General features: G+C 65.9%; 26 protein-coding genes. 12 read left to right on the forward strand and 14 right to left on the reverse strand.

Annotated elements, in window-relative coordinates; all coding sequences use genetic code 11:
* Nucleotides 1-6: 6 nt before the first annotated feature.
* Together gcvH and gcvP are read left to right on the forward strand one after the other, a co-directional pair.
* The gene (gene gcvH, locus KZZ07_RS03005; protein WP_219512152.1) at nt 7-366 is read left to right on the forward strand and encodes a glycine cleavage system protein GcvH; all 360 of its coding nucleotides are present in this window, start codon (nt 7-9) and stop codon (nt 364-366) included.
* 144 nt (nt 367-510) lie between these two features.
* Nucleotides 511-3,357: an aminomethyl-transferring glycine dehydrogenase gene (gcvP, locus tag KZZ07_RS03010; protein WP_219512153.1), complete on the forward strand. Its 2,847-nt coding sequence runs from the start codon at nt 511-513 to the stop codon at nt 3,355-3,357.
* A gap of 86 nt (nt 3,358-3,443) precedes the next feature.
* Here gcvP and KZZ07_RS03015 read toward each other — a convergent pair whose 3' ends face one another.
* On the reverse strand, nt 3,444-4,052 hold the full coding sequence (locus KZZ07_RS03015) for a glutathione S-transferase family protein (protein WP_219512155.1): 609 nt from the start codon (nt 4,050-4,052) through the stop codon (nt 3,444-3,446).
* A gap of 64 nt (nt 4,053-4,116) precedes the next feature.
* Between KZZ07_RS03015 and KZZ07_RS03020 the strand changes: the two genes are divergently transcribed.
* Entirely contained in the window at nt 4,117-4,806 is a 690-nt protein-coding gene (locus KZZ07_RS03020; protein WP_219512156.1) for a helix-turn-helix transcriptional regulator, read from the forward strand.
* Between the two features lie 9 nt (nt 4,807-4,815).
* Here KZZ07_RS03020 and KZZ07_RS03025 read toward each other — a convergent pair whose 3' ends face one another.
* The 3 genes from KZZ07_RS03025 to KZZ07_RS03035 form a co-directional block, all read right to left on the reverse strand.
* Nucleotides 4,816-5,760: an inositol monophosphatase family protein gene (locus tag KZZ07_RS03025; RefSeq protein WP_219512157.1), complete on the reverse strand. Its 945-nt coding sequence runs from the start codon at nt 5,758-5,760 to the stop codon at nt 4,816-4,818.
* An 84-nt stretch (nt 5,761-5,844) separates the two neighbouring features.
* The gene (locus KZZ07_RS03030) at nt 5,845-8,361 is read right to left on the reverse strand and encodes an ABC transporter permease (protein WP_219512158.1); all 2,517 of its coding nucleotides are present in this window, start codon (nt 8,359-8,361) and stop codon (nt 5,845-5,847) included.
* On the reverse strand, nt 8,358-9,050 hold the full coding sequence (locus tag KZZ07_RS03035; protein WP_219512159.1) for an ABC transporter ATP-binding protein: 693 nt from the start codon (nt 9,048-9,050) through the stop codon (nt 8,358-8,360). Before KZZ07_RS03035 ends, KZZ07_RS03030 begins: the two co-directional genes overlap by 4 nt.
* 15 nt (nt 9,051-9,065) lie before the next feature.
* Here KZZ07_RS03035 and KZZ07_RS03040 point away from each other — a divergent pair, with 15 nt between their 5' ends.
* Nucleotides 9,066-9,737: an arylesterase gene (locus tag KZZ07_RS03040; RefSeq protein WP_219512160.1), complete on the forward strand. Its 672-nt coding sequence runs from the start codon at nt 9,066-9,068 to the stop codon at nt 9,735-9,737.
* Nucleotides 9,738-9,741: 4 nt separating this feature from the next.
* Here KZZ07_RS03040 and KZZ07_RS03045 read toward each other — a convergent pair whose 3' ends face one another.
* From KZZ07_RS03045 to KZZ07_RS03070, 6 genes are all read right to left on the reverse strand, one after another.
* Nucleotides 9,742-9,933, reverse strand: a complete 192-nt coding sequence (locus KZZ07_RS03045) for a hypothetical protein (RefSeq protein ID WP_219512161.1) — start codon at nt 9,931-9,933, stop codon at nt 9,742-9,744.
* A gap of 92 nt (nt 9,934-10,025) precedes the next feature.
* Nucleotides 10,026-11,192 (reverse strand): geranylgeranyl reductase family protein, encoded by a 1,167-nt coding sequence (locus tag KZZ07_RS03050; RefSeq protein WP_219512163.1) that lies wholly within the window; start codon nt 11,190-11,192, stop codon nt 10,026-10,028.
* Nucleotides 11,189-11,743, reverse strand: a complete 555-nt coding sequence (locus KZZ07_RS03055; RefSeq protein WP_219512165.1) for a L,D-transpeptidase — start codon at nt 11,741-11,743, stop codon at nt 11,189-11,191. Before KZZ07_RS03055 ends, KZZ07_RS03050 begins: the two co-directional genes overlap by 4 nt.
* Before the next feature lie 140 nt (nt 11,744-11,883).
* Nucleotides 11,884-12,555: a MotE family protein gene (locus tag KZZ07_RS03060; RefSeq protein WP_219512167.1), complete on the reverse strand. Its 672-nt coding sequence runs from the start codon at nt 12,553-12,555 to the stop codon at nt 11,884-11,886.
* Between the two features lie 34 nt (nt 12,556-12,589).
* Nucleotides 12,590-12,937, reverse strand: coding sequence for a hypothetical protein (locus KZZ07_RS03065; RefSeq protein ID WP_219512169.1), 348 nt, complete (start codon nt 12,935-12,937; stop codon nt 12,590-12,592).
* Nucleotides 12,938-12,948: 11 nt separating this feature from the next.
* Entirely contained in the window at nt 12,949-13,461 is a 513-nt protein-coding gene (locus KZZ07_RS03070; protein ID WP_219512171.1) for a flagellar basal body-associated FliL family protein, read from the reverse strand.
* A gap of 116 nt (nt 13,462-13,577) precedes the next feature.
* Between KZZ07_RS03070 and fliF the strand changes: the two genes are divergently transcribed.
* Genes fliF through fliP form a run of 4 tightly spaced genes read left to right on the forward strand, consistent with a single transcriptional unit; the run spans nt 13,578 to nt 16,829 of the window.
* Nucleotides 13,578-15,200, forward strand: a complete 1,623-nt coding sequence (fliF, locus tag KZZ07_RS03075) for a flagellar basal-body MS-ring/collar protein FliF (RefSeq protein WP_219512173.1) — start codon at nt 13,578-13,580, stop codon at nt 15,198-15,200.
* The gene (locus tag KZZ07_RS03080) at nt 15,197-15,820 is read left to right on the forward strand and encodes a FliH/SctL family protein (protein WP_219512176.1); all 624 of its coding nucleotides are present in this window, start codon (nt 15,197-15,199) and stop codon (nt 15,818-15,820) included. The genes fliF and KZZ07_RS03080 overlap by 4 nt, the downstream gene beginning before the upstream one ends.
* Nucleotides 15,813-16,100 carry a FliM/FliN family flagellar motor switch protein gene (locus KZZ07_RS03085; protein ID WP_219512177.1) on the forward strand — a complete coding sequence of 96 codons (288 nt, stop codon included), beginning with the start codon at nt 15,813-15,815 and terminating at the stop codon, nt 16,098-16,100. The genes KZZ07_RS03080 and KZZ07_RS03085 overlap by 8 nt, the downstream gene beginning before the upstream one ends.
* Before the next feature lie 3 nt (nt 16,101-16,103).
* Complete coding sequence (gene fliP, locus KZZ07_RS03090) at nt 16,104-16,829, forward strand: flagellar type III secretion system pore protein FliP (protein ID WP_219512178.1); 726 nt, start codon at nt 16,104-16,106, stop codon at nt 16,827-16,829.
* A gap of 254 nt (nt 16,830-17,083) precedes the next feature.
* Here fliP and KZZ07_RS03095 read toward each other — a convergent pair whose 3' ends face one another.
* From KZZ07_RS03095 to KZZ07_RS03105, 3 genes are read right to left on the reverse strand one after another with little or no spacing between them, the layout of a single operon-like run.
* Nucleotides 17,084-18,052 (reverse strand): aldose epimerase family protein, encoded by a 969-nt coding sequence (locus KZZ07_RS03095; RefSeq protein ID WP_219512179.1) that lies wholly within the window; start codon nt 18,050-18,052, stop codon nt 17,084-17,086.
* A gap of 57 nt (nt 18,053-18,109) precedes the next feature.
* A complete protein-coding gene (trhO, locus tag KZZ07_RS03100) occupies nt 18,110-19,030 on the reverse strand; it encodes an oxygen-dependent tRNA uridine(34) hydroxylase TrhO (RefSeq protein WP_219512180.1) in 921 nt (306 codons plus the stop codon).
* Between the two features lie 39 nt (nt 19,031-19,069).
* Nucleotides 19,070-20,287: an Hsp70 family protein gene (locus KZZ07_RS03105; RefSeq protein WP_219512181.1), complete on the reverse strand. Its 1,218-nt coding sequence runs from the start codon at nt 20,285-20,287 to the stop codon at nt 19,070-19,072.
* 110 nt (nt 20,288-20,397) lie between these two features.
* On the opposite strand from KZZ07_RS03105, the gene pncA reads away from it, so the two are divergent.
* Nucleotides 20,398-20,991 carry a bifunctional nicotinamidase/pyrazinamidase gene (gene pncA / locus KZZ07_RS03110; RefSeq protein ID WP_219512182.1) on the forward strand — a complete coding sequence of 198 codons (594 nt, stop codon included), beginning with the start codon at nt 20,398-20,400 and terminating at the stop codon, nt 20,989-20,991.
* Between the two features lie 48 nt (nt 20,992-21,039).
* Complete coding sequence (pncB, locus tag KZZ07_RS03115) at nt 21,040-22,332, forward strand: nicotinate phosphoribosyltransferase (protein ID WP_219512184.1); 1,293 nt, start codon at nt 21,040-21,042, stop codon at nt 22,330-22,332.
* Between the two features lie 414 nt (nt 22,333-22,746).
* On the opposite strand, the gene KZZ07_RS03120 is transcribed toward pncB, so the two are convergent.
* Nucleotides 22,747-24,336 carry a substrate-binding domain-containing protein gene (locus KZZ07_RS03120; RefSeq protein WP_219512185.1) on the reverse strand — a complete coding sequence of 530 codons (1,590 nt, stop codon included), beginning with the start codon at nt 24,334-24,336 and terminating at the stop codon, nt 22,747-22,749.
* A gap of 120 nt (nt 24,337-24,456) precedes the next feature.
* Between KZZ07_RS03120 and hisC the strand changes: the two genes are divergently transcribed.
* Both hisC and KZZ07_RS03130 read left to right on the forward strand, forming a co-directional pair.
* Nucleotides 24,457-25,542 carry a histidinol-phosphate transaminase gene (gene hisC / locus KZZ07_RS03125; RefSeq protein ID WP_219512186.1) on the forward strand — a complete coding sequence of 362 codons (1,086 nt, stop codon included), beginning with the start codon at nt 24,457-24,459 and terminating at the stop codon, nt 25,540-25,542.
* Complete coding sequence (locus KZZ07_RS03130; RefSeq protein WP_219512187.1) at nt 25,539-26,459, forward strand: prephenate/arogenate dehydrogenase family protein; 921 nt, start codon at nt 25,539-25,541, stop codon at nt 26,457-26,459. The genes hisC and KZZ07_RS03130 overlap by 4 nt, the downstream gene beginning before the upstream one ends.
* The last annotated feature ends 32 nt before the right edge of the window (nt 26,460-26,491 follow it).

Below are 26,491 nucleotides of genomic sequence, written 5' to 3' on the forward strand. Positions count from 1 at the left end.
ACTTACATGAAATTCACCGAGGAACATGAATGGCTGCTGGTCGAGGGTGACCTGGTCGTCGTGGGCATCACCAATCATGCGGCGGAACAGCTGGGCGACATCGTCTTTGTCGAACTGCCCGAGGAAGGCCGCGAGGTGACCAAGGACGAGGAAGTCGTGGTGATCGAATCGGTCAAGGCGGCCTCGGACATCCTGGCCCCTCTGGATGGCGAGATCGTCGAGGTGAACGAGCCCATCGTCGAGGAGCCCGGCAAGATCAACGAGGACCCCGAGGGTGATGCCTGGTTCTTCAAGATGAAGGTCGAGGACCTGTCGGCACTGGACGACATGATGGACGAGAAGGCCTACAAGGACTTCATTTCGTGAGCGCGGCGGCGGGGTAAACCCCGCCCTACGCTGAGGCCTGCCGTGGCGCGGGCGACACCCGGGGCAGGGGGCGCTGCCCCTCTTGGCCAGTTGGCCAATTCACCCCGGGAGTATTTTTGGAAAGAAGAAGCCCGGGAGCGGTGCATGACCTACGAGCCCATCGACTATCTGCCCTATGATTTTGCCAATCGGCGCCACATCGGCCCGTCGCCCGAGGAAATGGCGCGCATGTTCAACGTGCTGGGCGTTTCGGGGCTGGACCAGCTGGTGGATGAAACCGTGCCGGCGAACATCCGGCAGGACAGGCCGCTGGATTTCGGCAAGCCGCTGTCCGAGCGTGAATTGATCTACCGGCTGCGCGAGGTGGCGTCGAAGAACAAGGTGCTGACCTCGCTCATCGGGCAGGGGTATCACGGCACGGTCACGCCGCCGGCGATCCAGCGCAATATCCTGGAGAACCCGGCCTGGTACACCGCCTACACACCCTACCAGCCCGAGATCAGCCAGGGCCGGCTTGAGGCGCTTCTGAACTTCCAGACCATGATCTGCGACCTGACGGGGCTGGAGATCGCCAATGCCTCGCTGCTGGACGAGGCGACCGCCTGCGCCGAGGCCATGACCATGGCGCAGCGGGTGGCGAAATCGAAGGCAGGGGCGTTTTTTGTCGATGAGAACTGTCACCCGCAGAACATCGCGGTGATGAAGACCCGGGCAGAGCCGCTGGGGATCGAGGTGATCGTGGGGGCGCCGGAGGCGCTGGAGGCCGACAAGGTGTTCGGCGCGATCTTTCAGTATCCCGGCACCTATGGCCACCTGCGGGATTTCACCGCCGAGATGGAGGCGCTGCACGCCGCCAATGCGGTGGGGATCGTCAGCGCCGACCCGTTGTCGTTGTGCCTGCTGAAGGAGCCGGGCGCGATGGGGGCGGATATCGCCGTGGGCTCGACCCAGCGATTCGGCGTGCCGGTGGGCTATGGCGGCCCGCATGCCGCCTACATGGCCTGCAAGGACGCGATGAAACGCTCGATGCCCGGGCGGATCGTCGGCGTGTCCGTCGACAGCCACGGCAACCGCGCCTACCGTCTGTCGTTGCAGACGCGTGAACAGCACATCCGGCGCGAAAAGGCGACCTCGAACGTCTGTACCGCGCAGGCGCTTTTGGCGGTCATGGCCGGGTTCTACGCGGTTTTCCACGGGCCCAAGGGGTTGCGCGCCATCGCGCAGCGCATTCACCGCAAGACCGTGCGCCTGGCCAAGGGGCTGGAGGCGGCGGGCTTCAAGGTGGAGCCGTCCGAGTTCTTTGACACGATCACGGTGGATGTGGGCCTGTTGCAGCGCGGCGTCTTGCAGGCCGCCGTGCAGCAGGGGCTGAACCTGCGGCGCGTGGGCAAGACCCGCGTCGGCATCACGCTGGACGAACGAACCCGGCCCTCGACCATCGAGGCGGTCTGGCGTGCTTTCGGGCTGGTGAAAAAGGACGACCCGGCGGAGTCCGAGTACCGCCTGCCCGAGGCGATGATCCGGCAGAGTGCCTACCTGGAACATGACGTCTTTCACATGAACCGGGCCGAGACAGAGATGATGCGCTACATGCGCCGTCTGGCCGACCGTGACCTGGCGCTGGACCGGGCGATGATCCCGCTGGGCTCCTGCACGATGAAGCTCAACTCGGCTGCCGAGATGATGCCGGTCAGCTGGCGCGAGTTTTCGATGATCCACCCCTATGTGCCCAAGGACCAGGCGCGGGGCTATGCCGAGCTGATCGAGAACCTGAACGCCAAGCTGTGCCAGATCACCGGCTATGACGCGATTTCCATGCAGCCCAATTCCGGCGCTCAGGGGGAATATGCGGGGCTGCTGACGATCCGGCGCTGGCAGATGGACCGGGGCGACGGGCAGCGCAACGTCTGCCTGATCCCGGTCAACGCGCATGGCACCAACCCGGCCTCGGCGCATATGGTGGGCTGGAAGGTGGTTGCGGTGAAATGCGATGCCCAGGGGTCGATCGACGTCGAGGATTTCCGCGCCAAGGCGGAGAAGCATTCCGACGCGCTGGCGGCCTGCATGATCACCTATCCCTCGACCCACGGGGTCTTCGAGGAGACGGTGAAAGAGGTCTGCGCGATCACCCATGAACATGGCGGGCAGGTCTATATCGACGGCGCCAACATGAACGCAATGGTGGGCCTGTCGCGGCCCGGTGACCTGGGCGGGGACGTCAGCCACCTGAACCTGCACAAGACATTCTGCATTCCGCACGGCGGGGGCGGCCCCGGCATGGGGCCGATCGGGGTCAAGGAGCACCTTGTCCCGCACCTGCCCGGCAACCCGCTGGACGCGGAAGGCGGCGCGGTCAGCGCGGCGTCCTTTGGCTCTCCTTCGCTGTTGCCGATCTCCTGGGCCTATTGCCTGATGATGGGCGGCAGCGGCCTGACCCAGGCGACGCGGGTGGCGATCCTGAACGCCAACTACATCGCCAAGCGGCTGGAGGGCGCTTATGACGTGCTCTACCGCGGCTCGAACGGCTGGGTTGCGCATGAATGCATCCTGGATACCCGGCCTTTCGAGAAATCGGCGGGTGTGACGGTCGAGGACATCGCCAAGCGGTTGATGGATGCAGGCTTTCACGCGCCGACCATGAGCTGGCCGGTGGCGGGGACGTTGATGGTGGAACCGACGGAGTCCGAGACCAAGGCAGAGCTGGACCGCTTCTGCGATGCGATGCTGGCGATCCGAGAGGAGATCCGCGCCATCGAGGACGGCGACATGGACCGCGAGCAGAACCCGCTGAAACTGGCGCCGCACACGATGGAGGACCTCGTGCGCGACTGGGACCGGCCCTATAGCCGCGAACAGGGCTGTTTCCCGCCGGGGGCTTTCCGGGTCGACAAGTACTGGCCGCCGGTCAACCGGGTCGACAACGTCTATGGCGACCGGCACCTGATCTGCACCTGCCCGCCGATAAGCGATTACGCCGAGGCGGCGGAGTAGGTCCACAGGCACCAGAGCCGCTGCACCAGAAAATGCCCTCGCAGGGAGCTGCGAGGGCATTGCCATTTTTTCTCGGCGCTCAGGACCTATACCTGCAGCTCCGCGCTTTCCCGGTCCGCGACGGCCTTTATCGCCGGGCGATCGGCGCAGCGGTCTATCCACGCCTTGACGACGGGGTCCTTCGGCGCCGCCTCCGGCAACCATTGGAAAGGGCTCGACAGCAGAAGGTCGACCGCCGAATAGGTGTCGCCCAAGAGGTAGGGCTGACCGTCCAGCGCCTCTGCCAGCCGGGCCACGACGGTGTTCATGTCGCGGAAGGTCGCCTGCACGATGGGATGGTCGACCTTGGCCCAGTCCAGCACGAGCAGCGGCTCCATCACGCCCTGGTAGTAGAACAGCCAGCTGAGGAAGGCCCCGCGCTGCGGATGCCCCACGGGACGCCCGAGCCCGGACTCGGGGAACCTGTCGGTCAGGTAGGTCATGAGGGCGCCGCGTTCGCGCACATGGTCCGCGCCATCGGTCAGATAGGGCACCTTTTTCTCGGGGTGGGGGTTCTTCGGGTCCGGTGCGCCGCTGCCATCCCCACGGGCGACGGTGACGTCGATGACTTCGACCTGGTCGGCGATGCCCATCTCCTCGATCAGGACGAGGATGGAGGTCGAGCGCGAGCGCGGGGCGTGGAAAAGCTTGAGCATGGGTGTCTCCTGTTACTCGGGAATGCCTTGCTTTAGCCGACACCTGCTGACAGATGCTGTCAGCATGGCCCGGACCGACCGCCTCTTTCGCCTCATGGACGCCTTGCGCCGTCTGCCCGCCCCGGTCACCGCCGGGCGGCTGGCGACGGAGATGGGCGTTTCGCGACGCCAGCTGTATCGGGACATTGCCACGTTGCGCGCGGGCGGCGCCCTGATCGACGGTGAGGCGGGGGTGGGCTATCGGCTGACCGAGGACCCGGCCTTGCCGCCGCAGAGCTTTTCCCGGCTGGAGATCGAGGCGCTTGTGCTTGCCGTGGCGGAGTTGCGCCAGACCGGCGATGCGGCACTGGAGGCGGCGGGCCGCACCGCCCTGGCCCGGATCATCGCCACGCTGGCAGACGAGCAGGCGCGGCAGGCCATGCACACGGTCCTGCGCAGTTTTCGCGCGCCGCCGGTCCGGGTGGACGTCACCGTGGACATGGCGCTGTTGCGCCGGGCCTGCTGGGAGGAACTGGCGCTGGACGTGCGGTATCGCGACCTCAAGGACCAGGTCACAGAGCGCGAGGTCTGGCCCCTGGGCATCAGCTATTCGGAGGGCACGTTGATGGTGCTGGTCTGGTGCTGCCTGCGGCAGGACTGGCGCCTGTTCCACGCCTCGGGGATCGAAAGTGCGGCCCTGAACGGGCGCAGCTTTCGCCCACGGCGCGTGCCCTTGCTGCGCGATTACGCGGCACGCTTTGCGGACTGTGGGTAGGGCGCCGCCTCAGGCGTCGTTGTCGACGGCCAGTTCACCCGGATAGGCGTTTTTCTCGGGCGCCGGGGCCGGGTCGGGCGCGGGGGTGTCGACGAGGAAGGCAAAGGCGTCGCGCACCTTGTCCCAGGTCGCCTTGTCGCTGGCCGCCAGCAGGTAGCCCGAGCTGGTGTCGCCCGTGTATTCCGACCCGTCCAGCATGGCGACATGGCCGCCCGCCTGCCGGGTCACGACGACTCCGGCGGGCTGGTCCCAGGCGGTGAGTTTCGCGAACAGCACGAAATCGATCTCTCCCTGGGCCAGCGTGCGAAACTCGTGGCAGGCGCAGCGCAGCGACCAGACCCGACCGAATTTCGGCAGGGCGGCGGCGGCCTCGGCGCGCTTGTCCTCGGGGATCAGGAACAGCGGCACGAAGCCGTTGAGCTGGTCCAGCGGCTTGTTCCGGTCGTGATCGGTGTTGACGAAGCGGCTGTCGCGGCGCGGCAACTGCATTTGCGCCGGGTGCTCGTTATCGGCCCAGACGATGTCGTTCAGCACCGGATCATACAGCAGGCCGAACACCGGGCGGCCAAAGCGCAGGACAGAGACCATGACCCCGAACAGCGGCAGGCCCTTGGCAAAGTTCCAGGTGCCGTCGACCGGGTCGATGGTAAAGCAAAGCTCTGCCTCGGGGATCTTCTTGACCAGGTCGGGGTTCGACGAGGCGGCCTCTTCGCCGACGATCACGGCAGAGGGAAAGAACCGTTGCAGGCCCCGGGTGATCATCGCCTCGGCGCTGGTGTCGGCCTCTGTCACCAGGTCATGCGGGCCGGTCTTTTCGCCGATCTGATGGGTTCCAAGCTTGCGGAAACGCGGCATGATCTCGGCCTTGGCGGCGCGTCGGACGAGATTGAACAGCTGCGTGCGCTGGGCGGAGGTCAGCGGCGCCGTGACCGGCATCGGCAGGGAATCACTCATGGGACAGATCCGGCGATGGTTTCGGTTGCCCAAGGTGGTGCCAGTCCGGGCCACGGGATGCAACGTGACAGCCTGTCCGGGGCGTCATTCCCGGGCGCGCAGCACACCGGCTGGACGCGCCGCAAGCGGGCGCCAGGCAAAGCCCAGACCGGCCAGCAGGGTGGCCAGCACGCCGCCGGTGACGATCCCGATGGCCGAGGGCCAGATCACCGCGAATTCCGTCTCCATCACGAAGGTCATGACGGCCCAGGCCCCGGCGATGCCCGCACCCAGCGCCACCGCACCGGCGGCCCCGCCAAGCAGGGCAGAGCGCAGGGCAAAGCTCTGCAGGATGCGGGCGCGGGTGGCGCCGAGGGTCTTCAGCACCGCCGCCTCGTAGGTGCGCGGGCCTTCGCCCGCCGCCGCCGCACCGATCAGCACCAGGAAACCGGTCAGCAGGGTTGCCGCCGCGCCCCAGCGGATCGCGGTGCCGATGCCGTCCAGCAGGTCGCTGACCCGGTCGATGGCGTCGCGGACACGGATGGCGGTGATGTTGGGATACTGGCCTGCGAGGTCGCGCAGGATCTGCGCCTCTGCCTCTTCCTCGGCGTAGACGGTCGAGATGAAGGTATGCGGCGCCGCCTGTAGCGCGGCGGGGTTCATCGTCATGACAAAGCCGATCCCGGCGGTGGAAAAATCGACCTCTCGGAAAGAGGTGATGGTGGCGGTGATGTCGCGTCCCAGGATGTTGACGGTCAGCGTATCGCCCAGCTGCAAGCCCATTTCCTGTGCCTCTTCGGCGGCAAAGCTGACCTGCGGCGGGCCGCTGTACCCTTCGGGCCACCATGCCCCGGCGGTCACTGTCGTGCGCGCCCCTGCCGTTTCGGAATAGGTCACGCCACGGTCGCCGCGCAGGACCCAGTGTTCGCCGACCGCCTCTGTCGCCGGTTGCCCGTTGATGCGGGTGATGATGCCGCGCAGCATGGGCGCACTGTCGATGCGGCTGACGGCGGGGTCGTTTTCCAGCCTTTCGAGGTAGCCGGGCATCTGGTCCTTCTGGATGTCGACAAAGAAATACGAGGGCGCGACCTCTGGCAGGTCACGCTGGATCGCGCTTTGCAGGTTGCCGTCGATCTGGCCGATGGAGGCCAGCACCGTCAGTCCAAGGCCCAGCGACAGCACGACCGATCCGGCGCTTTCGCGTGGTCCGCCGATGGCGCCCAGTGCCCAGCGCCATGCGGGTCTGCCACGGGTGACGGGCGTGGCGATGCGGGCGATCCAGCGGATCGCCCAGGCGGCGCCCAAGAGCACCAGCAGCGCCCCGGCAATGCCGCCCGCGATCCAGAGCGTCAGCCCGGGCCGCCCGGCAAAGAGCGTCGCGCTGCCGACCAGCAAGGCGACCAGCACCAGCGTCGCCAGCACATAGCGCCAGGCGGGCAGCAGGCGCGCGCTGTCCAACGCGTCGCGGAACAGGGTTGCGGCGCGCACTTCCTCGGCCCGGGCCAGCGGCCAGAGCGTGAACAGGAGCGCGGTCAGCACGCCATAGAGCGCGGCCTCGCCCAGCGCGCCGGGATAGAGGGTAAAGACCGTGGGAACGGGCAAGGCGCCGGCGATAAGCGGGGCAAAGAGGAGGGGCACCAGCGCGCCAAGGATCAGGCCAAGGGCGATGCCGACGAGGCTGAGCACGCCGATCTGGATGAAATAGGTCTGGAAGATGGTATTTCGGGTCGCCCCCAGCGTGCGCAGCGTGGCAATCACGCTGGTCTTGCGCGCAAGATAGGCGCGCACCGCCGCCGACACCCCGATGCCCCCCACGGCCAGCCCTGACAGCCCGACCAGGACCAGGAAACTGCCCAACTGGTCCACGAAACGGGCAATGCCCGGGGCGCCGTTGCGGGCGTCGCGCCAGCTCAGGCCCTTGTCCTCGAACCGCTCCAGCGCGTCCGCGCGCACGGTGTCGAGGTCGGCGCCCGGCGGCAGGAGCATGCGGTATTCGGTTTCAAACAGCGATCCTTCACTGAGCAGGCCCGAGCCTTGCAGGTCGGCGGTGCGCACGATGGTGCGCGGGCCAAGGCCGAACCCGTCCCCGGCGTCGTCCGGTTCGACGGCGATGGTGGCCCGCAGGGTGAACGCGCGCGTGCCAAGGCGAAAGCTGTCGCCCGGTTGCAGCGCCAGCCGGTCGGCCAGGATCGGCGCCATGACGGCGCCATGATCTGTCAGCGCCTCGGCCAGCGGCATCGGCGGGTTCAGCACCATCTCACCCAAGAGGGGATAGGCGGTGTCCACGGATTTCACCTGCGTCAACCCGCGCTCGGTGGTTCCGTCACGAGTCACCTTGGCCATCGAGCGGAAATCCGTCACTTCGGAGACGGCGCTGGCGGTCGCCTGCATCCAGGCGCGTTCCTCCTCGGTGGCAAAGCGGTAGGTGAATTCGGCCATCGCATCACCGCCCAGCAGGACGGCGCCTTGGTCCTCCAGCCCGGTCTGGATGGCTGAGCGCACCGAGCCGACCCCGGCGATGGCCGCCACGCCCAGCGCAAGACAGGCCAGGAAGATGCGGAAACCGCGCAAGCCGCCGCGCAACTCGCGCCGGGCAAAGCGCGCCGAGGTGCCAAGGCTCATTCCGCCGCCCTCAGTTCGGTCGAGGCGATGCGCCCATCGTCCAGGTGCACCACCCGGTCGCAGCGCGCAGCAAGGTCCGGCGCATGGGTGACCAGCACCAGCGTCGCGTCATGTTCCCGCGACAGGCCGAACAGCAGGTCGACGATGGCCGCGCCATTGGCGCCGTCGAGGTTGCCCGTGGGTTCGTCGGCCAAGAGGATGTCCGGTTCCGGCGCCAGCGCGCGGGCCAGGGCGACGCGCTGCTGCTCGCCCCCCGACATCTGCGCCGGGTAGTGATCGGCGCGCGCGGCAAGCCCGACCTTGTCCAGCATCGCCCGCGCCCGGTCAAAGGCCCTTCGGTCGCCGGCAAGCTCCAGCGGCGTGGCGACGTTTTCCAGCGCGGTCATGGTGGGGATCAGGTGGAAGGACTGGAACACCACGCCCATGTGGTCGCGGCGAAAGCGCGCGAGCGCATCCTCGCCCATCGTCGTCAGGTCATGGCCCAGCGCGTGGACCTGCCCGGTGCTGGCGCGTTCCAGGCCGCCCATGATCATCAGGAGCGAGGATTTGCCCGATCCCGACGGTCCGACAAGGCCCAGCGTCTCACCCCGCGTCACGTCCAGCGAAATTCCGTGCAGGATTTCCACAAGTCCGGCATTGCCCCTGAGGCTGAGGGTGACATCTTGGAGCGAGAGAACGGCATCGGACACGGGGGACCTCGGAACATGTTGCACTGGGTCAGATATGGGCTGGAGGGCCTGCGCAACAAGGCATTGGCGGCCTTGTTCCTGCTGCTGGCGACGGGCGCGGCGGCGGAGCGGGTGCATATCCTGGCGCTGGGGGACAGCCTGACGCAGGGCTACGGGCTGATCGAACAAGAAGGGTTCGTGCCGCAGCTGCGGGCCTGGCTGGCCGCGCGCGGCCATGACGCGCGGATCGTCAACGGCGGCGTGTCGGGCGATACCACGGCGGGCGGGCTGGCGCGGGTGGAATGGTCACTGACGCCCGAGATTCAGGCGATGATCGTGACGCTGGGGGGGAATGACCTGCTGCGCGGGATCGACCCGGCGGCGGCGCGCGCCAATCTTGAAGGTATCCTGAAGGTGGCAGAGGCGCGTGGGCTGGAGGTGTTGCTGATCGGGATGTCGGCGCCGGGCAACTACGGCCCTGACTACAAGGCGCAGTTCGACGCGATCTATCCCGAACTGGCCGAGGCTTATGACACACTGCACCTTGAAAGTTTCTTCACGGGCCTGATGCAGGACGGGGAGATGCCCGGCGACCTGGGCCGCTACATGCAGCCCGACGGCATCCATCCCAACGGGGCCGGCGTGGCGCGTATCGTCGAGGCGATTGGTCCGAAGGTGGAAGGACTGATTTCACGGGTCGACCGCTGAGCGGTCAGGCGTCCACCTCTGCGCAGTCGTGGTCGAGCGTGTGCAGGGTGGTCAGGATCAGGGCCATGCCCACCAGCAGGCTGACGCTGAGATAAAGCCCGAAGGCGGAGAGGATCGACATGTCGAAACCAGCCCATCCGACCACAGCACTGACCAGTCCGATCATGCAACCTATAAGGAATGAGAAAATAGCCACGACACCCTCCATCTGTTTGGAAGGTACGCGGCCAGACCCTAACAAAACCTTAAGACTCGACGCATGGCGCGGGGGATATTCGTTAAGATTCTTCATGTTCCGCTGACCGCGCGCCAGGCAAAACCCGGCAGTCTTGCGGCCATCTTTTGCATCAGGGGGCCATAGTCCGTCTCTCCGGCCATCATGCGCAGATATTCGCCGCGCAGCGTGCGCGAGCTGCGAAAACTGCGGATAAAGGCGGGGCGGAGGGTTTCGCGGAACATCAGGTTGCGCAGCAGCCGGGCATGGCGCAATCCGCGATGGATCGGGTGTAACGCACGAATATAGCTGGCCAGCGCAGTGTCAGGCCTGCCCTGATCGAGGGCGCGGCAAACGGCCTCGGCCGCGAGCGCACCGCTGTCGAGCGCGTGGGCAATACCCTCGCCGGTGATCGGGTCTACAAGGCCTGCGGCATCGCCTGCCAGCAGGATGCGCCCCTTGCCGGGGACGGCCCGGAAATCGCCGAAGGGCAGAAACTGTCCCTTGACCGGCAATGTGTCCGGCAGGCCAAGCTGGTCGAGATAGCGGTAGAGCGCGGATTTCATGTCGGCGTTTCGGGACATCACGCCGCCAAGGCCCACGGTGGTGCCCCGCGGTTTCGGAAATTGCCAGCCATAGCCCCAGTCCGCAGCACCGAAATCGATCCGCAGAGGGCGGTCCGGATCGGCGCCGGGATGCTCGACCTCCAGCGCGAACCCGATCCGCGCTCTGTCGAAGGCCGTGCCAAAGAGGGTCCGCGCAGTGGGGCTGTTGACGCCGTCGGCGGCGATCAGCAGCGGTGCCTCGATCCGTCCGCAGGGCAGGTCCAGAGCCGGGCCATCGGAATCCAGCGTGCCGCTCTGCCCGGTGAAATCCACCGCACTAGCCGCCAATGCCTGTTCGACCAGGGCTGCGTCCAGCTCATAGCGCATGCCGAGGTGCAGGGGCGGGGCATCACGGCTGTCGCCGAGCGGTTGGCCGTAGGCGTGAAAGGTGAACATGTCGCGCCGTTCCAGCGGAACGGGCGGCAAAGTCCCACCGAAAGTCTGGCGATAGCGCGCAATGGCGCGGCCGGTCAGGCCGCCGCCGCACAGCTTGTTGCGTGGGAAGCGTGCCTTGTCGACCAGGGCAACGCGCAACCCGGCCTGGACCGCGCGCATGGCGGCGGCGGAGCCGGCGGGTCCGGCCCCCAGAACGATCAGATCGAAGCGCCCGGTTGCCTGCGCGCGTCCCCGTGTCACAGAACGGTGACTTTGGCGCCGGGCTGCACGCGTTCGAAAAGGTCGATTACGTGATCATTGATCATCCGGACACAGCCGTTCGACACTGAACGACCAATCGACCGGGGGGACGTCGTGCCGTGGATCGCGTTGAAGGTGTAGCGCCCGTTGCGATAGAGGTAGAGCGCCCGCGCGCCCAGCGGGTTGCCGGGGCCACCGGGCTGGACATAGTCGTTGTCGATGAATTTCTCGTAGGCGTTCGGGTTGCGCTTGATCATCGCGTCGGTCGGACGCCAGGTTGGCCATTTCTTCTTGCCGCCGACGTCATACGTGCCCGAAATCGCCTGTCCGGCGGTGCCGAGCCCGACGCCGTAACGGCGCGCCTGTCCCGGGGCCTCGACCAGGTAGAGGAAATGCGCCTTGGACAGGATCAGGATCTGACCGGGGGACAGGTCCGGCTTGATCGAGACGACCTGAGGCTTGAATTTTGTGTCCACCGAAAAGGCGAGCGCGGGCATGGGGAATGCCGCGGCAGTGGCCGAGGCGGCAAGGAAGGTACGGCGGTTCAGCATGGCAGCCCCTGCGAATTTATCCTAAGTGCGGCAATTTATGTGGCCCAAGACGGCCTGAAAAGCAATCCCGCGACCGCCAGCCGGGTGTCACGTTGCCGTGCAACTGCGCCCCTCGTGGCACACCCGGGCGCGGAGCAGGGTCATTCCTTTGGGACATCCGCGTTGCGCCCGGCCAGGACGACGCTGACCAGATAGGCGGATTGCGGGGTCATCCCGGCCATGATCGCGGCGGCGGCATCGGGGCGCATCCGGCCAAGGAAACCTGCGGCAAACTGGGGATCCATCTCTTCGAAGAGCGCGGCGGCCTGCTTGGGTTTCATGTTGGCGTAGACATCCGTCAGTTTCTCGACATCGTCCGAGGCGGCAGTCCGGGCAAGGGCGAGGGTTTGCTTGAGGCTGGCCTCGGCCTCGGCCAGCGCCTGCATCTTGCGCTCGATTTCCTCTTCGGCGACGGCCAACGCCTGCATGCGCACGTCGATGGCCGATTCGCGCTTGCGAATGCGGGCCTCGCGGGCGTCGAGCGCCTCCAGCAGGGGCTGGATGTCGGCCTCTGCCACGACGCGGGGGGCCGGGTGCCCGGCGGCGGGCCTGGCCTTGGCCGCATCCGCCGCCAGCGCCGCCTCGAGCTGTGGTTTCGGTGCCGTGTCCCCCTCGCGGGCCAGGGCCTCGCTCGCGCCCACGGCCAGCCGCAACAGGCCGGATGTCACCAGCAGGGCGCAGATTGCCGCCAGCGCGCCGCGCGGTTTGCGCCTGGGCGTTCTGCGCGCGGATTTTGCGGCGCCGGGGCGCGCGGAAACCTTGGCTTTGGCCATGTTCAACCCTCGTATTGCGTGGCGATGCGAGCGCTCAGTTGCGCGAGTGACGCAGGAAAACCGGATCCTTCGCGTCCTGCTGGGGCGGCGCGCTGTTCTGTGGCAGGTCATGCATCGAGGCCACCAGGAGTTCCAGCCTGCGGGCCACGTCCTCGGCCCTGTCGGTCAGTTCGCCCAGCGACTTGTTCGATTCGCCGGCGCTTTTCTGCGCATTTCCCAGCGTCCGGGTCAGGTCATCGACCTGCGCCGACAGCACCGCGACGGCGCCGCCGACGCCGTTTTCCAGGTCGGTGAAGCGGGACAGCCGCCGCGCCAGGATAAAACAGTAGAAACCGGCACCAAGGGCACCCGCCACCAGAAGGATATCTGCAATCGCTTCCATTCCCATCTCCCTCAATTCAGGACAAATTCAAGCACGAGCAGGTCGCGCACGCGGCCTTCGCCGGCCACCAGCTTGATTCGCCGCAGCATCTGGCCGCGCAGCCGCACCAAGGCGCCCTGCGCCTCGATGTCCTGCGCTTCGAGCGCGCGGAGATAGCTGTTCAGCACGTCCTGTATGCGCGGCAGGATCTTCTCGACCTCACTCTTGTATTCCGACGGCACCTCCAGGCTGGCGCGAAAGCGCAGGTGGTTTGCCTGGGCGTTCGGCCCCAGCGAGATCAGCACCGGCGGCACCTCTATGAAAGTGACGTCCGGCAGCGCCTTGGTCGCCACGTGCGGCTCATCGTGATCCGCCGGAGCGTGGCTGTCCGCCGCCTTGCTGCCGCCGAGGCCAAGCAGCCCCGACTGAACCGCGTAGAACCCGCCGCCGCCGCCTACAAGCGCAAGCACCAGGCCAATGATCAGCGGCAGCTTGGACGGCGTCTTGCCGGCAATCTTGTCTTCATCAACGGTGGCGTCAGACATTCTTTACCTCTTCGTCGGCGTTGGCCCCGTTGTAACGAAAAGGGGCTAACTGATTGTTAAGGCGAATAGGTCAACCTCGGCACAACCGAACAGAATGTTTGGAGCGGAGGTCGGTCTTGAATCAGGTACTGTCGAGCTGGAATGCCCTAGCCGGGCGTCAACGCATGATCGTCATCGGCGCCACGGTGGTGGTGATGCTGGCGATTCTCGGACTGACGCGTCTGGCGTCGTCCCCCAATATGGCACTGCTTTACGCGGGGCTGGAAAACGATGCCGCAGGCGATGTGGTCAAGGCGCTGGAGGCGCGCGGGGTTCAGTATGATGTGCGTGCCGGCGCGATCCTGGTCCCCGAGGCAGAGCGTGACGCGCTGCGTCTCACCCTCGCCAGCGAGGGGCTGCCGGCCAATAGCGGCCAGGGCTACGAACTGCTCGACGGTTTGTCGGGATTCGGCACCACAAGCCAGATGTTCGACGCCGCCTATTGGCGCGCGAAAGAGGGGGAACTGGCGCGGACGATCGTCTCGAACCCACAGATCGCAAGCGCCCGCGTCCATATCGCGAACTCCAGCGCGAATCCCTTTCAACGCGATGTCACGCCCACGGCCTCGATCTCGGTCACGACAACTGGCGCGGTCCTGAACGCGGCGCAGGCCCGGGCGCTGAAATTCCTTGTCGCCTCGGCGGTTCCGGGTCTGATCCCCGAAAACGTTGCGGTGATCGACGGCAAGGGCGGGTTGATCGGGGCCGAGGACAAGACCGGCGGCGGTGTGACCGCTGATGACCGGGCCGCCCAACTGCGGGACCGGGTGCAGCGTCTGATGGAGGCCCGCGTCGGATCCGGCAACGCGGTGGTCGAGGTCAGCGTCGACACGGTGACAGAGCTGGAACTGATCCGGCAGCACAGCTTCGATCCCGACGGGCGCGTGATCGTCTCGACCGACACCGAGGAGCGCACCGACAAGTCGGAGAACCTGGGCGGCGGTGGCGATGTCACGGTGGCGTCGAACCTGCCCGATGGCGGGGCGGGCGGCGGCCCGGACCAGTCGTCCGCCGCCAAGTCCGAAACGCGAGAACGAATCAACTACGAGATCTCCGAGACCACCCGCGAGATCACCCGCCAGCCCGGTGCGATCAAGCGGTTGACGGTCGCGGTGCTGGTCAACGGCAGCTTTGAACCCGCGGCCGACGGCACCCAGACCTTTGTCCCCCTGCCGGATACAGAGCTGGAGGCGCTGCGCGACCTCGTGGCCTCGGCCGTCGGTTTCGACGAGGCGCGCGGCGACCAGATCACATTGCGCTCGATGCCCTTCGAACGGCCGGACGGCCTGGGCACCGGCCCGTTGGAACCGGGACTGTTCTCGGGGTCGCTCGACATGATGCGATTGATCCAGATGGCGGTTCTTGCCGTGGTGGCGCTGATCCTCGGGCTTTTTGTCCTGCGTCCGATCCTGTCGCGCGGCGGCGAGACGGCCACGGCCAGCGCCGGAGCGCTGCCCGCCCCCGGTGTCCCTGCCGAAGGCGAGGCGCTGGAGGGCGAGATCGAACCCGACAGTGGGTTCGACAACCTGCCTGTTCTGGCGGACGGACCGGATTTTGGCGGCATGGGCATGGTCGATTTCGATGCCCCTGCCGAAGAGGATCCGGTCGAACGCCTGCGCAACCTGATCGAGGCGCGCAAGACCGAAACCGTCGAGATCCTGCGCAGCTGGCTTGAGGAAGACAAGGAAGACGCGACATGAGCGCGCTTGCGGACCTTCTCGAGGATTTCGGCGCCAAGGCGCAGGCGGCTGGACCCACCGCAACAGAGGTACCGGCCGAACCGCAGATCAGCGAAGCCGAGATCGAGGGGCAGAAACTCGAGGCCTTCGAAAAGGGCTATCGCGCCGGCTGGGACGATGCGGTCAAGGCGCAGTCCGACGATCGCACGCGGATCTCCAGTGCTTTCGGCCAGCACTTGCAGGACCTGAGTTTCACCTATCACGAGGCCTATACCCAGGTGATGAACGCGGTGACGCCGTTGCTGGACGAGATGGTCCGCTCGCTCTTGCCGGAACTGGCTCGGCAGACCCTGGGACAGCACATCGTCGAACAACTGCAGGCCATGAGCCTGGAGATCGGCAGGATGGACGTGGTGGTCGCGGTGCATCCGGAGCGGATCGAGGCGGTCAAACCGCTGCTCGACCAGGACTTCGGCTTTCCGATCCGCCTGACCGCGGACGACTCGCTGGCCGAGGAACAGGCCGACATCCGTTTTGGCGCCACCGAACGCCAGATCGACCTGAGCGACCTGGCCGCCTCGCTGGCCGAGGCCGTTGCAGGTTTTGCACATGACAACCAGAGGAAGATGAAACATGGATAGCGCGCAGACCGCCGCCCGCGGCGAGCAGGGCACGCCCTTTACCTCGGTCCCGATCGAAATCACGGTTTCCGTCGGCCGCGCCCGCCCGCTGGTGCGGGAACTCCTGCAGCTGAACGAGGGGTCCGTGCTAACCCTGGACAAGCAGCTGGACGATCCGGTCGAGCTGTATGTCGGGGAAAAGCTGATTGCCATCGGCGTGCTGGAGGTCGTCGACGGCGAGGGGTCCGGTCAGCTGGCGGTGCGGATCACCGAAGTGGTCGACCTGCAGTCGCCGGCCTGAGAGATGCGTATCCTTCTGCCGGTGCTGGCGCTGTGCCTGCTCTTGCCGGGCATGGCCAGCGCCCAGTCCATCGCCATTGACATGGGTGATGGCGGGTCGGTCACGGCGACCTCGATCCAGCTGATCGCACTGATCACCCTGCTGAGCCTCGCGCCCGGCCTCGCCATCATGGTGACCTGCTTTCCCTTCATGGTGACGGTGCTGGCGATCCTGCGCCAGGCCGTGGGTCTGCAGCAGTCGCCGCCCAACATGCTGATCGTCAGCCTTGCGCTGTTCCTGACCTATTTCGTGATGGAGCCGGTCTTTAACGAGGCCTGGGAAACGGGCGTCCAGCCATTGCTGGAGGAACAGATCGAGGTCGAGGAGGCGGCGGTTCTGGCCATCGAACCCTTCCGCGATTTCATGGCGGGCCGGGCCGATCCGGACACCTATCGCGCAATGGCCGACCTGCGCCCGGACGCGGTCGAGACCACCCTGTCGCCAGAGGCGCCGCTTTCGGTTCTCGTTCCCAGCTTCATGTTGTCCGAGGTGGCGCGCGCCTTCCAGGTGGGCTTTCTGATCTTTCTGCCCTTCTTGATCATCGACCTTGTCGTGGCCGCCGTACTGATGTCGATGGGCATGATGATGGTCCCGCCCGCCATCGTGTCACTGCCGTTCAAGCTGGCCTTCTTTGTCCTGGCGGATGGCTGGGCGCTGCTCGCCGGCAGCCTGGTGCGCGGGTACTTTTAGCCCGCATTAAGGTTAATGCCGGTAAGGTTAATGCGCTGATCATGGGCCGGCCTGACGAGGGCTGGCCACCCTTTTGGGGATACAAGTGGCCTCGCCCGCATGTTCCAGAGAGAGGGCTGGCGTGGATTGGTTAGGCGAACATGGCGGTCCGGGACAGGAGCGGGCAGGTCACCTCTTTCTCGCTCCGATGGGCAGGGCCGCTTGAACGCAAAGGCGGCAAGGGTATCCGTCCCGCCCAATGAAGGGCCTGAAGGTCAGCCTTGGGCAATCTCGATTCGCGTCACCTGCCGGTAAGGCTTGTCCGGCGACACAAGGATCGATCCGAAGCCGGGCGTGTTCAGCGCGTTCGGAAAAGCTTGTGCCTCCAGGCAGATACCGGTGAAATTCCCGTGGTTCACTCCCGGCCAGGGCGAGGCAAAGGGTTTGAGGAAACCGCAGGTATAGACCTGCAGCCCCGGTTGATCGGTCCAGAGCCGCAGGCGCATCCCGTCCGGCGCCACAAGTTCGGTCGCCGGTCCTTCTGTCCCGTCGAGGGCGAAGTTCAGGTCATAGCCCTCGCCGTCCGGGTCTGCCTCGTCGATGCGGCGCAGCGTGCGGTAGTCAAATCGGGTGCCATCGACCGCTGGCAGCTCGCCGGTGGGGATCAGGTCGGGACCGGTCGGCGTATAGGCCGAGGCCGCCAGCCGCAGGGCGTGATCGCGCACCGTTCCCGACCCCATCAGGTTGAAGTACAGGTGTTGCGCCATGTTCACCGGGGTCACGCGGTCGGGCACCGCCGTCATGTCCCAGGTCAGGGTCGCCCCCTCCAGCGACATCCGCACCTCGAAATCCACAGCGCCGGGATAGCCCTGGTCAAGGTGCGGCGAATGCAGGCTCAGCCGCACCGCGCGCGGCCCTTCCGGCTCCATCCGCCAGTTCCGCTTGCCCAGACCCATCGGCCCGCCGTGCAGGTGGTGCGGACCGTCCCCGACATCCAGTTGCCAGGTTTCGCCGTCGAGGGTGAAACGCCCCTCTGCCGTGCGGTTCGCGACCCGGCCCACGACCAGACCCATCGAGCCGGGGTTCTCGCGGTAGGCCTCGGGATCGTCGTAACCCAGCACCACGCGGCGCCCGGCCACCTGCCAGTCCTGCACCGCGCAGCCCAGTGAAAGCACCGTGACCTGCGTGTCGCCATCGCTGAGCACATGGCTGGAAATCGGATGGCTGGAAATCGGATCTGTCATCTTTGTTCTCCCCGTCGCGGGGAGGCTAGCAGCCCCACACCGGAGTTCCCAGACCGGTCAATCCTCGTCGGTGATGTCTGCGTGCAGATGCCGTTCGCCGCGCGCCTTTGCCAGCGCAATCTGTTTCTGCCGCTCGCGAAACCGGGCCTTGTCCTCGTCCGACGTCTCGCCGATGCAGAGATGGCACGACACGCCGTGTTCGTACTCGGGGCGCGCGCGGTCTTCGGGCAGGATCGGGCGGCGGCAGGCATGGCAGAGGTCATGCGGCCCCTCGCGGAGCCCGTGTTCGACCGAGACCCGCCCGTCGAAGACGAAACAGGCGCCCTGCCATGTGCTGTCCTCCTCGGGCACGTCTTCAAGGTATTTCAGGATGCCGCCCTTGAGGTGATAGACGTCCTCGATCCCCTGGCTCAGCAGGTAATTCGTCGATTTCTCGCAGCGGATGCCGCCGGTGCAGAACATGGCGATGCGCTTGTTGTGGAAGCGGTCCTTGTTGGCCTCCCACCAGGCGGGAAAATCGCGAAAGCTGTCGGTCTGCGGGTCCACGGCGCCCTGAAAGGTGCCGATGGCGACCTCATAATCGTTGCGCGTGTCGATCACGGCCACATCCGGAGACCGGATAAGATCATTCCAGGCGGTGGGGTCGACGTAATGGCCGGTGCGGGCGCGCGGATCGACGTCGGGCTGGCCCATCGTGACGATCTCTTTCTTCAGCCGCACCTTCATGCGGGCAAAGGGGCGCTCGGTCGCGGTGGAGAGTTTCCATTCCAGATCGGCGCAGCCGGGCAGGGCGCTGATATGCGCCAGAACCGCCTCAATCCCCGCGGCGGGTCCGGCCACGGTGCCATTGATCCCCTCGTGGGCCAGTAGCAGCGTGCCGGTGATCTTTTGCGTGCGACAGAGATCCAGCAGCGGATCGCGCAGCGGGGCGGGGTCGTCGAAACGGGTGAAGTGATAGAGGGCGCAGACGGTGAACATGGGATTTCGATACGCAGGCAAAGACGGGGCGTCCAGCGGCTATTCTGCCGCAATGGCAAGACCGTGCACAACGGCGGTAAAGACCTCGCTGTCCACGGGTTGCGCCCCGGGCAGGGCGCGCGACATGGCGTGGCGGACGGCGCCCAGCAGGCTGGAACCGCCGACATAAACCACCTGGTCGACACTTTCCGGGGCGCAATTCGCCCTGCGCAGGGTGTCCAGCGCGCAGGCGGCGATATGGTCGCCATAGCCCGCCAGGGCAGTGGTCAGCGCCTCGGCGCGCAGCGTCACCGACAGCCCGCGTTCGACGACGCCCAGCGCGATTTCACCCGCGTCGGCACCATTTGCGGCGATCTTTCCGCCCTCGACGGCATAGGCGATGTCATGGCCCAGGTGGGATTCCAGGACGTCGGCCAGCCGTTCGAAACAGCGCGGTTCCGGCGCCAGGCGGATCCATTTCCGGACCTCGCGCAAAAGGCTGGCGTCATAGACGAAGGGGATCTTTTCCCAGCTTGCCAGGTCGTGGAAGAGGGCGCGCGGGGCGGCATGGGTTGCAGAGCCAAGTTCGGCACCGATCTGCGCGCCGTAGCCCAGCAGGGGCATGACATGCGCCAGGCTCAGCACCTTGTCGAAATCCGTCCCGCCCAGCCGGATGCCGCCGCTGGCCAGCACCCGCGTCTCTCCGCCGTCGCGTTCGCACAGAGTGAAGTCCGAGGTGCCGCCGCCAATGTCGACGATCAGCATCCGCCCGGTGCCGTCCACTGCCCGCGCGGCGGCCTCGGGTTCCGGCAGGAAGTCGACGGATTTGAACCCGGCGAGGTGGTAGGCCTCTGTCAGGTCGGTCAACGCCTGCGCGTCACGTTCGGCCGAGGCAGAATGGAAATGCACCGGGCGCCCGGACAGGGCGGTGTCAAACGTCATGCCGGTGTGTGTCTCTGCCCGGCTGCGGATCTCGGCCAGGAAGCGCGCGATGACCTCGATCAGGGTCAGGCGTTCGTTCAGCAGCCGACGCGGTTCCCGCGCCAGTGGCGTGCCCAGGATGCTCTTGAGCGCGCGCATGAACCGGCCCTCGGCGCCGTCCATCATGGCGCGGACGGCGCGGCTTCCGTAAAGGTACTTTCGTTCGGCAAAATCGACAAAGATCGCCGTGGGCAGCGTCTGTTCCCCCGGTTCCAGCGGGATCGCGTAGGGGCGTCCACCCGCCATGACGGCGGCCCCCGTGTTGGACGTGCCGAAATCCACGCCAAGCCGTGCCATGTCAGAATCTCCTGTCCGGAAGGGCGCAACGCCTACCAGTGCCCGCGCGGCATGGCAATTCCCGGATGTCCTCCCTATGCTGCGCCAAGGACGCAAACGGGAGATGGCCCATGCACGCCCTGATCGTGATCGACGTTCAGAATGATTTCTGCCCCGGCGGGGCATTGGCGGTCGAGCACGGCGACGAGATCGTGCAGCCGATCAACGCGCTGATGGCCGAATTCGACGCCGTGGTGCTGACGCAGGACTGGCACCCGGCGGGGCATTCCTCCTTTGCCTCGACGCATGACGGCAAGGCGCCCTTCGACATGGTCGAGATGGCCTATGGTCCGCAGGTGCTCTGGCCCGATCACTGCATCCAGGGCTCGCCCGGCGCGAACTTCCACACCGAGCTGGAGATGGACCGCGCCGACCTGATCATCCGCAAGGGCTTTCGCGCGGCGATCGACAGCTATTCGGCCTTTTTCGAGAATGACCACAAGACTCCCACCGGACTCGAGGGCTATTTGCGCACACGCGGTATCGACACCCTCACCTTGGTCGGCCTGGCGACGGATTTCTGCGTGAATTTCTCTGCCGTGGATGCGGCAAAACTGGGCTTTGCGGTAACCGTTCGGCAGGACCTGTGCCGGGGGATCGACCTTGACGGGTCGCTGAAGGCGGCGCTGGACGGGATGAAAGAGGCGGGCGTCACGCTTGCGTGAGGCCGCTGGTTCAGCTTTACCTGACCGCTGACGCGACGGAGGACGGGCATGGTCGACATTGCGACACGGGTCTGGAACCACAAGTGGAAGATCGATCCGATCGTCCGCTCCCTGATCGATACGGATTTCTACAAACTTCTGATGTGCCAGTCGGTGTTCCGCAACAAGCGCGACACCCAGGTGACATTTTCGCTCATCAACCGGTCGACCCATGTGCCACTGGCGGAACTGATCGACGAGGGCGAACTGCGCGAACAGCTGGATCACATCCGGTCGCTCAGCCTGACCCGGGGCGAAAGCACCTGGATGCGCGGCAACACCTTTTACGGCAAGCGCCAGATGTTCACGCCCGAGTTCATGGACTGGTTCGAGAACCTGCGCCTGCCGCCCTATCACCTGGAACGGGTGGGCGATCAGTACGAGCTGACCTTTGAAGGCAAGTGGCCCGAGGTCATGCTGTGGGAAATCCCGGCGCTGGCGGTGCTGATGGAACTGCGCGGGCGCGCAGTGCTGCACGACATGGGGCGGTTCGAATTGCAGGTGCTTTATGCCCGGGCGATGACCAAGCTCTGGCAGAAGGTCGAACACCTGCGCCAGGTGCCGGAACTGCGCATCGCCGATTTCGGCACCCGGCGGCGGCACAGCTTTCTGTGGCAGGACTGGTGCGTGCAGGCCATGCTGGAAGGGCTGGGGCCGAGTTTCGTCGGCACCTCCAACTGCCTGATTGCCAAGAACCGCGATCTGGAGGCGATCGGCACCAACGCGCATGAACTGCCGATGGTCTATGCGGCCCTGGCGGGGAATGACGACGCGCTGGCGCGGGCACCCTATGACGTGCTGGCCGACTGGCATGAGGAACACGAGGGCAACCTGCGCATCATCCTGCCGGATACCTATGGCACCGAGGGCTTCCTGCAGCGCGCGCCCGACTGGCTGGCGGGCTGGACCGGTATCCGCATCGATTCAGGTGATCCGGCCACCGGCGCCGAGATCGCAATCGACTGGTGGAAAAGCCGGGGTGAGGATCCGCGTAACAAGCTCATCATCTTCTCGGACGGTCTGGACGAGACCAAGATCCTGGAGCTTTACGAGCAGTTCACCGGGCGTGTCCGGGTGTCGTTCGGCTGGGGCACCCTGTTGACCAATGATTTCCGTGGTCTGGTCGAGGACGACCGCCTGTCGCCCTTCAGCCTGGTCTGCAAGGCGGTCAGCGCCGAGGGCAAGCCGACGGTGAAACTGTCGGACAACCCCAACAAGGCGATGGGCCCGGCGGATGAAATCGCGCGTTACAAACGTGTCTTTGGCGTCGGCGAACAAGAGGCCATGGAAGTTGTCGTCTGAAAGTCCGGGGCCATGACCGCCTTGGGCGTGATTGAAAGCCGTGACTTTCCGGCCGGACAGGGACCGGACAGGGGTTTGCCTCGATGAAATACCGCCCGGAGGTCGATGGGCGGCGCGCCGTCGCCGTGTTGCCGGTGATCCTGCCCTGCCTTGCGCTGGACCGGTTTGTCATGCTGCCCGACCCCTACGAAAATCTGGGATAAAGCGTTGTCGTGACGCTGTTCTTCGGCAACAACCTGTTGGCTTCCCTGACCAGCGGATATTGGGGCCCGGTCGGAGAGTTCCGGCCCCTGCTGCAGACCTGGAGCAAGGGGGTCGGGGAACAATTCTACGTCGTGCTGTTCGCAGTCTGGCGGGTCGCGCGGGGCTATCTGCTGCAGGCCGTTGTGGGCTGGCAACCGGGCCGGGCGCGCGTCACAGCCCCCCGGCCTGTCGCAGCGCGCGTCCCATGTCGCCTTCGGCCCGGAACAGGCGCCCCGAAGAGATGTTCGAGAGTTCGGCAAGCTGCCCGGCATCCGCGTCCCCGAAGGCGACGACCTGGATCGGGACATCCTTGGTAAAGCCGGTCTGGTCGCGGTAGGCCAGCAGAGAGATGCGGCTTTCCGTGTCGGACGATCCGGCGGCCAGCAGCACGATCCTTGGCTGGTAGTCCGGGATCGTCCCGTCCTCGACATAGGGGCTCATCGCCTCGAAAGCCTCGTAGACGGCATAGTACATGTCCATGCCGCCCGTGGCCTGCAGGGTGCCGAAACTGCGCAGGGCGGCCTGTGCCGCTGCCGTGTCCTCTCCTTCGATCACCATCGGATCAAGGATGTTGTGGTTGTAGGGAATGACGATGCTCACGTCCTGCGGGCTTGGCTGCAACAGGCCGGTCATCGCGTCTTTCAGGTCGGCGATGGGCTGGCCGCTCATGGCGCTGGACACGTCCAGCACCCAGACCGTCAGCGCGGGTTTGCGCAGTTCCGTGTCATACAGCGCCAGCGCCTCGGCAATCACGGGGGCCTCGGGCAGGGGCATGGGGGTGAGGGCATGGGCAGGGTCGATGCCCCAGTCCGGGTTCCAGACCGACCTGTCCAAATCGTCCGGTGCCCCGGTGAGCGGTTCGACGACCGATCCGGCCCGCAAGCCTTGCCTGGACAGGAGGGCCCGTGCCTCTTCTGTCTCGAGAAAATCCCGCAACTCCAAGAATTTGGCTTCCTTGTCCTCGTCGCCCTCGGCCAGCAGGGCCAGCGGCGATTCCAGCACCGGCTGCGCTCCGGGCAGGTAGAAGACCTGCAGCGGCTCGATCCCCTTGGCGGTCAACTGCCGGTTGGCGGTGATCACCTGCGCCTCACTGGCGAAAAGCGCGTCGAAGGCTTCGTAATTCGCCACCAGCGTCTCTGTCAGCGGGCCCGAACCGCCGGAGGTCCGGCTTAACCGGTCCAGCAGGGCGCGCATGTCGTCGCGCAGGGACTCGTCGGCCAGGTGCTCTGCCGTCAATGCGCCCTCTGTGCCCGAAAGGCTGTGCCACATCCCCAGATAGGTCGCGGCGCCGGTGGCGGATTGGGTGGCAGAGGGCATGGCAAGGCGGAACCTGCCTTCACCGGCGGCCTCCCGGATCTCCTGCAGGGTGATGTCGTCGCGCCCGGTCCACCCCAGGGTATTTGCCGTCGAGTTTCGAAGGGCCAGCACGACGGGGGAATGGTGGACAGGCGTGGCATGTCGGATGGCCTTGCCGGTTTCGCCAAGTGTCACCCACAGCGAATCCGAGGGCCAGACGGCATCGAACGCGCCGACCGTCGCTTCTGACAGGTCGCGCGCGATCTCGGCGGAGCCGCGATAGGTAAAGCTCAGCTCGGCGTTGTTGTCCTCGGCCCAGTCCACCAGGACGGGTTCAAGCGCGCGGTTCGCCGGATCTGCCAGGACATGCAGCGCGATACGCGGGGCAAAGGCGCCGAAATAGACCAGCAATAGAACGACCAGAAGCGCGTTCAGAGCGACGAAAATGGCAAACAGCGTCCGCATGAATTGGGTCCGTAAAAACTTCTGACGGCATCGTATCCTGCGGGGCGTGGAATGGAACCCGTTTGTGGCTTTTCTAAGCAAGGGCACGGCGCTATGCACGGGGGGCTTTTGGAGGTTGAAATGACAGCGATCAAGCCGCAGCCCGGGATCATGGACATCGCGCTTTACGTGGGTGGCAAATCCCACGTCGAGGGGGTGACCAACGTGGTCAAGCTGAGCTCGAACGAGAATCCGTTCGGGCCAAGCCCAGCAGCGCAGGAGGCCGTGAAACGCTCTGTTCACGAGCTGCATCGCTATCCTTCCACCGACCACCGGGGCCTGCGCGAGGCAATCGGCGAGATGCACGGCGTCGATCCGGATCGGGTGATCTGCGGCGTCGGTTCGGACGAGATCATCACCTTTCTCTGCCAGGCCTATTCCGGGCCGGGCACAGAGGTTGTCCATACCGAACACGGCTTTGCCATGTACCGCATCAGCGCGCTGGCGGCCGGTGCGACCCCGGTCGAGGTGAAGGAGCGTGAGCGGGTCACCGATGTCGACGCGATCCTTGCCGGCTCTACCGACAAGACGCGGCTGGTCTTTATCGCCAACCCGAACAACCCCACCGGCACGATGATCGGCCTGGCCGAGATCGAGCGCCTGGCCGAAGGTCTGCCCGAACAGTGCCTGCTGGTGCTGGATGGCGCCTACGCGGAATATGTCGAGGGGTATGACGGCGGCGCCAAGCTGGTGGAACACCGCGACAACGTCGTGATGACGCGGACCTTCTCCAAGCTTTACGGCCTGGGCGGCCTGCGCGTCGGCTGGGGCTATGGCCCGCGAGAGGTCATCGACGTGCTGAACCGCGTGCGGGGCCCGTTCAACCTGTCAGGTACGGCGCTGGCGGCGGCAGAGGCGGCGGTGCACGACACCGCCTATGTCGAAAAGTGCCGGTCCGAGAACACCCGTATGCGCAACTGGCTGGCCGAGGCGCTGGCCGAACATGGCGTGCCCTGCGATACCTCGACCGCGAATTTCGTGCTGGCGCGCTTTGCCGACCAGGCCGAGGCCGAGGCCTGTGACCTGTACCTGCAAAGCCAGGGGCTGATCGTCCGGCGCGTGGGCGGATACAACCTGCCCAACTGCCTGCGGATCACCGTGGGGGATGAACCCTCGTGCCGGCGCGTTGCGCATAACATCGGTTTGTTCAAGGCAGGTGCGCGATGACGGTGATCTATGAACGCGTGGCATTGATCGGCCTGGGGCTGATCGCCTCGTCGATGTTCTGGGCGATGAAACGCGGCGGCGTGGCCACCCATGTGACCGGCTATGCCCGTTCCGAGGAAACGCGAGAAACCGCGCGGCGCATCGGGTTGTGCGACGAGGTTTGCGATAGCGCGATCGACGCGGTCAAGGATGCGGACCTGGTGGTGCTGGCAACCCCCGTGGGTGTCATGGGCCGGGTGGCCGAGGAAATCGCCCCGCACCTGAAACCGGGCGCCACGGTGATCGACGTGGGGTCGGTCAAGCGCACGGTGATCGAGGAGGTCGGCCCGCATATCCCCGAGGGCGTGCATTTCGTGCCCTGTCACCCGATGGCCGGGACCGAGCATTCCGGCCCCGAGGCAGGCTTTTCGACGCTGTTCGACAACCGCTGGTGCCTGATCGTGCCCGTCGAGGGCACCGATCCGGCAGAGGTCGAGCGGATGCAGGCCTATTGGCAGGCGCTGGGGTCCAACACCGAGGTGATGGAGGCCGAGCACCACGACCTTGTCTGTGCCGTGGTCAGCCATATCCCGCACCTGATCGCCTACACGATGGTGGGGGTCGCGGACGATCTGCGCCGCGTGTCGGACCAGGAAGTCATCAAGTTCTCGGCCGCGGGGTTCCGCGATTTCACCCGGATCGCGGCCAGCGATCCGACCATGTGGCGGGACGTTTTTCTGACCAACAAGGACGCCACGATCGAGATCCTGGGCCGCTTTACCGAGGAATTGATGGCCTTGCAGCGGGCCATCCGAACCGGCGACGGTGAGCAGCTTCATGCCTATTTCACCCATACGCGGGCCATCCGCCGTGGCATTCTGGAGGCCGGGCAGGATACTGATAAACCGGACTTTGGCCGCGCAAAGGTGGAACGGTGAAAAGACTGACCCTCGGGCTTTTCTGTCTGGTA

The organism is Mameliella sp. CS4 (assembly GCF_019392335.1).
Classification (GTDB): Bacteria; Pseudomonadota; Alphaproteobacteria; order Rhodobacterales; family Rhodobacteraceae; genus Antarctobacter.